Raw genomic sequence first — 8327 nt, 5'->3', positions numbered from 1 at the left:
GCGACGCGCGCCACCAAATCGCGCCGTAGCTAGCGCGGCTTGGTTGGAAGGCCGAGGGGGCCCGTTACCCCATCTACGGGCCTGAGCGACATTGCGTCAAAGCCGCCTTTCTGCGGATTGTTTGGGGACGTGGTAAGCATGTGGCTGACATATCTCGGGGTCGCGGGCGCGGCCGTCCTGATTGGGCTCGTTTGTCTCAACTATGTCTTTCCGGAGTTCACGGCCGGACGGCTGCTGGCGCTTCGGCTGAGGGCGGGCGGATTTGCGGACAAGCGCATTTCCATACCCGGATTCAACATCGCCTATTGGGAGGCGGGTCACGGCGAGCCGCTGGTGCTGGTTCACGGCATGGGCGTCGACCGCGGCACGATGCTGGATGTCGCCGAGAAGCTGAAGCAGAAATTTCGCGTGATCCTGCCGGATCTGCCGGGGTTCGGCGACAGCGACAAGCCGGAGAATGCCGACTACGGCATCGAGGCCCAGGTGGAAAATCTGCGGCAATTCATCCACGCCCTCGATCTGCGGCGGGTGCATCTCGCCGGCCATTCCATGGGAGGCTGGATCAGTGCCGGCTTTGCAGCAACCCATCCCGACATGGTGTCCACGCTCTGGCTGATCGCGGCGGCGGGGACCGCCGACCTCGAGCACGGGATTGCGATGGAAGCGTTTCGACGCGGCGAGTACGTCCTTTGCTGCCGCACGCCGTCGGACCTGCCTGGCATCATGCAGCTCGCGATGGTGAAGGTGCCGCGATTGCCGCATTTCCTCTGGGAGGCGTTGGGGCGCCGGGCGGCGGCCAATTATGAGCTCCACAAGCGCATCTTCAAGACGATCGCGGATGATGTTGCGGGCTACGATCTGGAGAGGCGGCTTCCCGGCATTGCCGCGCCGACGCTGCTGGTCTGGGGCGATTCCGACCGGCTGGTGCCGCCGTCCGCATTGCAGACCTTCAAGCGACTGATCCCGGGCGCGCGGGCGATCCTCATGGAGCAGATCGGGCATGTGCCGCAGATGGAGGCGGTCGATCGCTGCGCGAACGACTACATGGCATTCCGGCAATCGGTGCACGCGTCCGCCGGCTGACCAGGCGTCGTAGCCCGCATGAGCGCAGCGATATGCGGGGACTCTTTTTCCCGGGTGTCGCTTCGCTCACCCGGGCTACACGTCTGAGCCTACGACCTCGCCGACCACACCTTGCCCAACCGCCCCGACACGCTCGCCACCCACGAAACATTCTCGCGCACCAGGCGAAAGCCGAGATTGGCGGGCGGCACGCCCTGCGCGCAGCCGCCGGCACGGGCGTCGCGGATGAAGTCGGTGACGTAGGCGCGATGCGCGCCCTCGGCGATGCGCACGCCGCAATTGATGGTCGAGCGCGCGGCATTGCCGTTCTCGTCCTGCCGCGAGCGCACGAAGCAGCTCGAGGTCCACTCCCAGACATTGCCCGCCATGTCCGATACGCCATGCTCGTTGGCGCCGACCTTGCCGAATGGATCGGGCGTATTGTCGGTGAACGCGCGATCGGATTCGCGCTCATATTTGCTGATCCAGCGCTTTGACGGATCGCTGGCGTCGACCGGCAGGCCGTCGTCCTTGAACCTGCTGCCGGCCGCATAGGCCCATTCCTCGTCGGTCGGCAGGCGATAGCGCTCGCCGGTCCTGCGCGACAGCCAGTTCGCATAGGCGTCCGCATCGTGCCAGCTCACCTGCACCGCGGGTCGGTCGAGGGCAACGGCGACGTCGCGGTCGAGCGCGCGGCAGGCGCCGTCCTGCACGCAGGCCTGGTAGTCGGCGGAGGAAACCTGATGGCGCATGATCGCAACGGGCCTGGTAAAACGCACCGAGAGCAGTGGCGCCTCGGCCTGCTTGCCGGCGCGGGTGAAGTCGCCGGCCGCGCGATAGGAGAATTCGCCGGGCGCGATCTCGACAATCGCGGGATCTCCGGCTCCGCCGCGCATCGTCGCCTCCGAGACCAGAGGTCCTACGGCGAGCGGCCCCGCGAGACCGGCGGCACACGCCAGCGCCACCTTCAGCTTGAACGCGATCCACATGGTATTTCCCCCAAAAAAGAAGAAGGGGCCGGTGATGAGCCGGCCCCTTTGTCGTCGTCAGTTGGTCTTGGGGCCGGGGATGTCGGCAGGCGCCTTCACCTGGGTCATCAAATCGTCGTTCCACTTGCCTTCGACCTTGAAGTGCGCGGTGGCGCCGAGGTTGGCGGCCTCGATCAGATTATGCGTGACATACGCATAAATGCCCGGTTGCAGGAACTTGTAGAGTGCAGCTCCCGCCGAACCGCCACGGATGAACCAGGTCTCGAGCCCGGTCTCCGGCGCGTTGGAGAATTTGCCGGTCTCCCAGACATAGTCGCCATGGCCGCCGATCAGGTGCGGACGGCTGTCGCGATTGGCCTGCGAGTGCACGATCAGCACGTTCTCTCCGACATTGGCGGTCAGTGCGTTCTTGCCGGTCAGCGCGCCAGCTTTTCCGTTGAAGACAACATGCGTCGGGATCAGCTTCCTCATCACCTCTTCGGTGTCGGTGTAGGCTTCGCCCGGCGAGTCATAGGACTTGAAGTTGCCCTTCTCGTCGCGCGGCACATACATGTCCTGCTCGCCGATGTAGTAGACCTTGTCGTATTTCAGCGCGTGGCCCTTGCCGTCGTTCAGCCCGTCGCGCGGCAGCACCATCACGGCGCCGTTCATGCCGGAGACGACGTGCCAGGGAATCATCGGGCCGCCCGGTGCGCAGTGATAGACGAACACGCCGGTGCGGGTCGCCTTCCAGCGCAGCACGACCTGCTCGCCGGGATTGACCAGCGTGAGCTCGCCGCCGCCGAGCGCGCCGGTTGCGGAGTGGAAGTCGATATTGTGCGGCATGGTGTTGGTCGACGGATTGACCAGCGTCAGCTCGACATAGTCGCCCTCGTGCACGACCATCAGCGGGCCCGGCATCGAGCCGTTGAAGGTCATCGCCTGGAAGGTGGTGCCCTTGTCGTCGATGACGACTTTCTTCTCCTCGATCGTGAGCTTGAACTCCATGATCTTCGGACCCTGCTTGGTCGCCTGCTCGTGCGCGTGCACGAAGGGCGGCGCGACCAGCTCGACCTTCTGCCGCGGCAGTTTGAGATCGTCGGCGGCAAGCGCGGGAACGGCCAGCATAAGAGAGGTCACGGCGGCGCTGATCAGTGCGGCTCTGCGGGTGAACATCGGAAGCATCCTTCATTCGTCTGAAACGTTTTGATCACGGCCATCACTTTGCGCCGATCTCGGCAACAAGGTTTGCGCTGCGACAAACATCCGCCCGATTTGCCTCCGCAACACTCCTTATGTGAGTTACCTGAGCAGGATCGGCGACACGACGTTAACCGTGTCGGATGCGCCAAGGTCTGATGTACCAAGACCGATCGCGAGTCCGAGCGACCAGCGGCCCGACAGCGGCGCCGCCATCTTCACCCGCCACTGATCGTGACCGATGCGCTCCGCGCGCGCGGTGATCGGCGCCACGCCGTGCTCGGGATTGCCGAGCGTGACGGCGACGGAGTTTGCCGACAGCGGTAACTCATTGGCATCTTCGAGCTGGATCGCGATTTCGACCGGGCCGGCGCGGCCGGGCGTAACAGTGACATTGGCCATCGCGCGTTCGGCATGCAGATGGGTGAAGAAGCTTTCGTCATCCTCAGCGGCCGCGGCAATCGTCTCTGGCTTCGCAGCCTCGGCGCGCGGCGAAAATTCCGGCGCTTGTGCGCCGACCGCCTGCACGTCGAGCGTGACCTTGACGTCCCCGGCGCGTTCGAACGACAGCGTCACCGGCACCTGGTCGCCCTGGCGCAGGGCTGCGTTGAGCCCGACCAGCATCAGATGTCCGCTGCCCGGCATCAACTGCACGGAGCCGCCGGGCGCGATGACAATGCCGCCTTCGATGGGCCGCATGGTCATGACGCCATCAGTGACGGCCATCTCGTGGATCTCGGTCTTTGCGGCGAGGGCGGTTGCGGCGGCCTTGAGGCGCTCCGGCGTCTTGCCCTTGTTCTCGATAGTGAGATAGCCGCCGGCGACTTTTGCGCCGCCCGGCGTTGCCCGGCTCCAGGCGCGGGTGATGACGAGATCGCCGAGACTGGCATCGCCGGCGTGGGCAGGTTGCGACACGAGGCACGACAAGGCGGCCGCGCAGGCCAGTGCACGTCGGGAGATAATCATGATGATGTCTTTCGTCGGTTAGAACAGGGCCATGGCGAGCCAGACCGTCGCCCAGACCGCGAGCGACAGCGCGGCGAAGACCGCGACCGTGGCGGCGAGGGCGCGGACCAGGCGGCCGGAGGCCGATACCGGCGCCACCGGCAGGGGCTGGAAGTCGTCGAACCGCGGAATGTGACCGCGAATGAGCCACAGCACGATATCGAGGGCGAGCAGTCCCATGGTCAAAACTCCGCATAGGTTGCGTGATCAGGCCGAACCATGGCCGAAATCCGCTGCCTCCGCTTTGCGCAAGCGCAAGCTTGTCCCGCTCCCGACTTTGAGCGAGCGCAAGGTCGCGCGCTCCCATCCGCGGTAGAGGAAGACCATCAAAGACGGCCGTGCGGTCGGCAGATTGCGAGGATTTTGGAATGAGAACCGATCTTGCGGCGGCCTACGGCGAGGAACGCCTGCCGCGCTATACCAGCTATCCGACTGCGCCGCATTTCTCGCCCGCGGTCGGCCCCGACGTCTACGCCAGATGGCTGGCTGAAATTCCGACCAATGTCAGCGCCTCGCTCTATCTGCACGTGCCGTTCTGCCGGAAGATGTGCTGGTACTGCGGCTGCCACACCCAGGTCGCCCGCCGCGAGGATCCGGTCGCGGCCTACCAGGCGATCCTGTTGCGCGAGGTCGGCCTGGTAGCCGAAGCCATCGGCCGCCGCATCAAGATCGAGCACATCCATTTCGGCGGCGGCACGCCGACGATCATGGCGCCTGAAGCCTTCACCGAGCTGATGGCGGCGATCCGCCGCGCCTTCTTCGTGCTGCCGCAGGCGGAGATCGCCATCGAGATCGATCCGCGCACGCTGACGCCAGAGATGACCGACGCGCTGGCGCTCGCCGGCATCAATCGCGCAAGCCTCGGCGTGCAGAGCTTTGATCCCGCCGTTCAGGTCGCGATCAACCGCGTGCAGAGCTTTGCGCAGACCAAGAAGGTCACCGAGGATTTGCGGCGGGCCGGCATCAAGGGCGTCAATTTCGACCTGATCTACGGCTTGCCGTTCCAGACCGTCGCATCCTGCATCGATACGGTGAAGCGCTGCCTGGAGCTGCGTCCCGACCGCTTCTCGGTGTTCGGCTATGCGCATGTCCCGAGCTTCAAGAAGCACCAGCGCAAGATCGACGAGGCCCGCCTGCCCGATACTCTCGCGCGTCACGACCAGTCCTGCGCGATCGCCAATGCGCTGAAGGAAGCCGGCTACGTTCAGATCGGGCTCGATCATTTCGCGCTGCCCGACGATCCGATGGCGACAGCCTTCAGAGAGCACCGGCTGCGCCGCAATTTCCAGGGCTACACGACCGATGCCAGCGAGGTCCTGATCGGCCTCGGTGCCAGCGCCATCGGGCACCTGCCGCAGGGCTACGTCCAGAACGACGTGCGGACCGATGCCTATTCGCAGGCCATCGGCGCCGGCAGTCTTGCGACCGTCAAGGGCTATGCGCTCACCGACGACGACCGGCTGCGCGCCGACATCATCGAGCGCATCATGTGTGATTTCGGCGTCGATCTCGGCGCGGTCTGCGCCCGCCACGGCACAGCGTCGGATGCAATGTTGAAGTCGGCACCGCGGCTGAAGAACCTGATCTCGGACGGTGTGGTCGAGCTCGCGGGCGACCAGCTCGCGGTCACCAGGGATTCCCGCTTCCTCTTGCGCAGCGTTGCGGCTGCCTTCGACGCCCATCTCGACAGCGCCAAGCAGTTGCACAGCCGCGCGGTGTAGCTTCTTCACCTCGCCCCGCTCGCGGGGAGAGGTCGATCGCGAAGCGATCGGGTGAGGGGGAGCTTCCGCGCGTTCGATGTCTACCGTGTTTGCGGAGAGAGCCCCTCACCCCAACCCTCTCCCCGTAAGAACGGGGAGAGGGAGAGGATCAAGCCGGCCCGCCGCCCGCGCTCTGTTCGGCGAGCACAAAGATCTTGTGCGGCTCGCGCAGGATGATGCGCTGGCGGCCGCCTTCGATCAGGCCGAGCTGCTCCCAGCCGGACAGGATGCGGCTCACGGTGTGCAGCGTGGTGCCGGTCATCTGCGCGATGTCCTGGCGGCTGATCGGGAAGTCGATCTCGATGCCGTGGTCGAGCTTCTTGCCGGACTGTTTTGCGAGCCGCAGCAGCGCATGCGCGACGCGCTGCTCGACCTGCTGGGTCGACATCTCGAGCACGCGGGTGTGGGTTTCCTGGAGGCGGGTGCCGACGGTCTGCAACGTGTTGGTGGCAAGCGCCGGGAATTTTTGCACCAGCCGCGGCCAGGTGCCGGTCGGCCAAGCCAGCACGACGCTGTCGTCGACCGCGGTGGCGGTGGCCGGGTATTGCGTCAGCCCGATCGCCATCGCGAGCCCAAATGTCTCGCCGGGGGCGACATAGCGCACCACGATCTGCTCGCCGGTCGGCGTGGTCTTGGCGGCGCGGACATGGCCGTGCAGCAGCAGGAAGAAGGAATGCGCATCCTCGCCCTGCTCGAAGACGGCGCTGTTCTTCGGAAAGCGCGCCGAGCGGGCCTCGCGCAGGATCTCGTCGAGTTCCTCCGGCTTGAAGCCCGCAAACAGCGGCAAATTCGCAACCAGCGACGTGTCGACCTTGGCCATTGTGCCTCCAGTTTCGACTGTGTCATGGCACCTTCGATCGTCCGGCAATTTGCGATAGCGCAAAACGGACCGGCGGGGCGGCGGTATTTTTGCTCTTGAGAACCGATCTCACCAGAACCGATCTCACCAGAGCCGATTTCACCGGAGTTTGACCGCCATGGCCAGCCGTTCCCGCACCTTTCAAGGCTGGCCGCTGCTGGCCAACAGTTTTCGGCCGTTCTTCCTGCTGGCGGCGATCCAGGCGGCCCTCTCGATCCTGGTCTGGCTACCGGCCTTCTATGGCGAGATATCGCTGACCTCGGCCTTCGCCCCGCGCGACTGGCACGTCCACGAGATGCTCTACGGCTTCCTGCCCGCGGTCATTACCGGCTTCCTGTTCACGGCGATCCCGAACTGGACCGGCCGGCTGCCGATCCAGGGCACGTCGCTGGCCGGGCTGGTGATCGTCTGGCTTGCGGGGCGCATCGCGGTGACGCTGTCGGCCGAGACCGGCTGGCTGTTTGCGCTCGTGGTCGACGCGGCGTTCCTGGCGCTGGTCGTCGCAGCCGCGGCGCGCGAGATCGTGGCGGGCAAGAACTGGCGCAATCTGCCGGTCGTGTTGATGGTCACGCTGCTGCTGTCAGGCAATGTCGCCTTCCATCTCGAAGCGCATCTCGCAGGCAGCGCCGATTATAGCATCCGCCTCGGCATCGCCGTGGTCGTGCTGCTGCTGTCGCTGATCGGCGGCCGCATCATCCCGAGCTTCACCCGCAACTGGCTGGTGAAGATGAATCCCGGCCGCCTGCCGGTGCCGTTCGGCCGCTTCGACGGCATCGTGATCGCCTTGAGCGCGCTGACGCTGTTGGCCTGGGTCATAAGTCCGCTGAGCGTGGCGACCGGCGTCGCGATGGCGTTCGTGGGCTTGTTGCATCTGGTGCGGCTCGCGCGCTGGGCCGGCGACCGCACGTCGCGCGAGCGGCTGCTGCTGATCCTGCATGTCGGCTATGTCTTCGTGCCGTTCGGTTTTCTGCTGCATGCGGCGGCCGCCTTCGGCGTGCTGCCGCCGAGCGCCGGCATTCACGCCTGGATGGCGGGCGCCGCCGGCATCATGACGCTCGCGGTGATGACGCGCGCAAGCCTCGGCCACACCGGGCAGGCGTTGACCGCATCAGTCGCGACGCACGTAATCTATGGCGCGATCATTATCGCGGCGCTGACGCGCGTCTGCGCGGCGGTCGCGCCATGGCATGGCGATGCGCTGCTGCACATCGCAGCCTTTGCCTGGGTCGTAGCCTATCTCGGCTTCGCACTCGCCTTCGGCCCGCTGCTGCTCGGCCTGCGCCGCCGCGCGCTCGCGACGCCGCGCCCCGCAGCCGCTGCGCGCTAAATCTCTCCGCCTGCTCAGTGCACCCTCTCCCCGTGTGGGCTAGGGGATTCCCGGATTTTGTTCTTGGGTGCAAGAGCATAGCCCTCGAGCGTGGCGGCGAGGCGGCTCCAGCCGTCTCGCATGGTCTTTGGTCCTGGTGGCTTATA

Annotated in this window: 8 protein-coding genes; 3 read left to right on the top strand and 5 right to left on the bottom strand. The window is 65.6% G+C overall.

What is annotated here, in order from left to right; all coding sequences use genetic code 11:
• Positions 1-138 precede the first annotated feature (138 nt).
• On the top strand, positions 139-1083 hold the full coding sequence (locus tag JQ632_RS38515) for an alpha/beta fold hydrolase (RefSeq protein WP_212407937.1): 945 nt from the start codon (positions 139-141) through the stop codon (positions 1081-1083).
• Between the two features lie 89 nt (positions 1084-1172).
• On the opposite strand, the gene JQ632_RS38510 is transcribed toward JQ632_RS38515, so the two are convergent.
• From JQ632_RS38510 to JQ632_RS38495, 4 genes are all read right to left on the bottom strand, one after another.
• Positions 1173-2051: an SUMF1/EgtB/PvdO family nonheme iron enzyme gene (locus JQ632_RS38510; RefSeq protein ID WP_212407936.1), complete on the bottom strand. Its 879-nt coding sequence runs from the start codon at positions 2049-2051 to the stop codon at positions 1173-1175.
• Positions 2052-2108: 57 nt separating this feature from the next.
• Positions 2109-3206 carry a copper-containing nitrite reductase gene (gene nirK, locus JQ632_RS38505; protein WP_212407935.1) on the bottom strand — a complete coding sequence of 366 codons (1098 nt, stop codon included), beginning with the start codon at positions 3204-3206 and terminating at the stop codon, positions 2109-2111.
• 126 nt (positions 3207-3332) lie between these two features.
• Positions 3333-4196, bottom strand: a complete 864-nt coding sequence (locus JQ632_RS40385; protein ID WP_212407934.1) for a copper chaperone PCu(A)C — start codon at positions 4194-4196, stop codon at positions 3333-3335.
• A gap of 18 nt (positions 4197-4214) precedes the next feature.
• Positions 4215-4415 carry a hypothetical protein gene (locus JQ632_RS38495; RefSeq protein WP_212407933.1) on the bottom strand — a complete coding sequence of 67 codons (201 nt, stop codon included), beginning with the start codon at positions 4413-4415 and terminating at the stop codon, positions 4215-4217.
• 188 nt (positions 4416-4603) lie between these two features.
• On the opposite strand from JQ632_RS38495, the gene hemN reads away from it, so the two are divergent.
• Positions 4604-5956 carry an oxygen-independent coproporphyrinogen III oxidase gene (hemN, locus tag JQ632_RS38490; protein ID WP_212407932.1) on the top strand — a complete coding sequence of 451 codons (1353 nt, stop codon included), beginning with the start codon at positions 4604-4606 and terminating at the stop codon, positions 5954-5956.
• Between the two features lie 148 nt (positions 5957-6104).
• On the opposite strand, the gene JQ632_RS38485 is transcribed toward hemN, so the two are convergent.
• On the bottom strand, positions 6105-6815 hold the full coding sequence (locus tag JQ632_RS38485; RefSeq protein WP_212407931.1) for a Crp/Fnr family transcriptional regulator: 711 nt from the start codon (positions 6813-6815) through the stop codon (positions 6105-6107).
• A gap of 157 nt (positions 6816-6972) precedes the next feature.
• Here JQ632_RS38485 and JQ632_RS38480 point away from each other — a divergent pair, with 157 nt between their 5' ends.
• Positions 6973-8181: an NnrS family protein gene (locus JQ632_RS38480; RefSeq protein ID WP_212407930.1), complete on the top strand. Its 1209-nt coding sequence runs from the start codon at positions 6973-6975 to the stop codon at positions 8179-8181.
• The last annotated feature ends 146 nt before the right edge of the window (positions 8182-8327 follow it).

This window comes from Bradyrhizobium liaoningense (genome assembly GCF_018130955.1).
In the GTDB taxonomy this organism is placed as follows: Bacteria; Pseudomonadota; Alphaproteobacteria; order Rhizobiales; family Xanthobacteraceae; genus Bradyrhizobium; species Bradyrhizobium liaoningense_C.
Note: the sequence above shows the minus strand (reverse complement) of the source record. Positions and strands in the feature narration are given on the sequence as shown.